This is a genomic window from Metapseudomonas resinovorans, assembly GCF_002003485.1.
GTDB classification, from domain to species: Bacteria; Pseudomonadota; Gammaproteobacteria; order Pseudomonadales; family Pseudomonadaceae; genus Metapseudomonas; species Metapseudomonas resinovorans_D.
This window is the reverse complement of sequence record NZ_BDMA01000111.1, coordinates 1-1,576: the sequence shown is the minus strand read 5'-3', so window position 1 is coordinate 1,576 and position 1,576 is coordinate 1. Positions and strand designations below refer to the sequence as shown.

1 protein-coding gene is annotated in these 1,576 nt (G+C 63.2%); it reads right to left on the bottom strand.

Annotation, left to right across the window (positions count from 1 at the left end; translation table 11 throughout):
* Positions 1-1,576 (bottom strand): calcium-binding protein (locus tag MnOB_RS28700; RefSeq protein WP_199824618.1); only part of this gene is annotated, 1,576 nt, incomplete at both ends.

The following is a 1,576-nucleotide window of genomic DNA, read 5'->3' as shown; positions in this document are numbered from 1 at the left end:
GGCTGCATCAGACACTCCCACCAAGGTGATGCTGTTGGCGCCAATGGTGATTCGGGTGTCCGCCCCCAGATCCGTGATGGCGAGACTCAGTGCAAAGTTCGCCGCGGTGATACCCAATCCGGTGACATCCAGCAAGTCCTGCCCACCGGCCGGATTGGCATCGAAGCCGATGATCGTGTCCTGACCGAAGCCCACACCGAATTGGAAGGTGTCATTGCCCAGACCGCCATTCAGGAAGTCGTTGCCGGCCGCACCCACCAGGATGTCATTGCCGCTGCCACCCAGCATGGAGTTGTTCAGAGCGTTGCCAGTCCCGACAAAGCCGCCCGTACCGCCGAAGTACAGATTTTCGACATTGGCCGTCAGGGTGTAGCTGGACAACGAAGTCCATACGTCGTCCTGACCTTGGCCGGCCAGTTCGAGCACGGCATCGCCGGCGTCGGTGACCTCGTACACATCGTTGCCCAAACCACCGACCAACGTATCGCTCCCACCGCCGCCGATCAGCACATCGTTACCGGCGCCGCCGACGATATTGTTGCCCCCCCCATTGCCGATGCCGAGGAAGTTGCCGCTGCCGCCGAAGAACAGGTTCTCCACTTCGGCACCGAGCGCCTGGGCCGACAGCGAGGTCCACACGTCATCGACGCCTTCGCCCGGCAGCTCGACCGCCTGATCCCCCGCATCGGTGACTTCGTAGATGTCGTTGCCGACGCCGCCCATCATGAAGTCGATGCCGGCACCGCCGATCAGCACATCATTGCCGGCGCCACCAGCCATGATGTTGTTCAAGGCGTTGCCGAATCCGCTGAAGTTGCCGCTGCCGCCGAAGAATAGGCTCTCGACGTTGCCGGCCAGCGCCAGGCTCGTCAGCGAGGTCCACACGGTATCGCCGCCTTCCCCGGCCTGCTCGATTACCTGGTCGCCGACATCGGTTACTTCATAGGTGTCATCCCCGGCACCGCCGATCATGAAGTCGATCCCGCCGCCGCCGATCAACACGTCATTACCCACGCCACCGGCCATGATGTTGTTCAAGGCGTTGCCGGAGCCGCTGAAGTTGCCGCTGCCGCCGTAGAACAGGTTCTCAACATTGGCGGCCAGCGTCAGGCTCGCCAGCGAGGTCCAGACGGTATCGCCGCCTTCCCCGGCTTGCTCGATCACCTGGTCGCCGGCATCGGTCACCTCGTAGGTGTCGTCTCCAGCGCCACCGATCAGAGTGTCGGCACCGCCACCGCCGACCAGAATATCGTTGCCGAGCCCGCCATTGAGCAGATCATCGCCCTGCCCTCCCATGAGCACGTCATTGCCGTCGCCGCCAATAAGACTGTCGGCGCCCACCGTACCCACAAGGGTGTCAGCACCCGGCGTACCGTTCAGCAGAACACCCACCTGCCCGGTCGCCGCCGAGTTCACCGTATTGCTGAAGCCACTGTCATCCGTATAGGTGGTCACCACCCGCAGGAACCGCCCGAGCTGAGCAGCGCCCGGCGTGAAGTCAGCTGAAGCCGCGCCGGGAATGTTGGCCCAGGTGGTGCCATTGAGCGAAGACTGCCACTGGAAGCCAAACACCGAG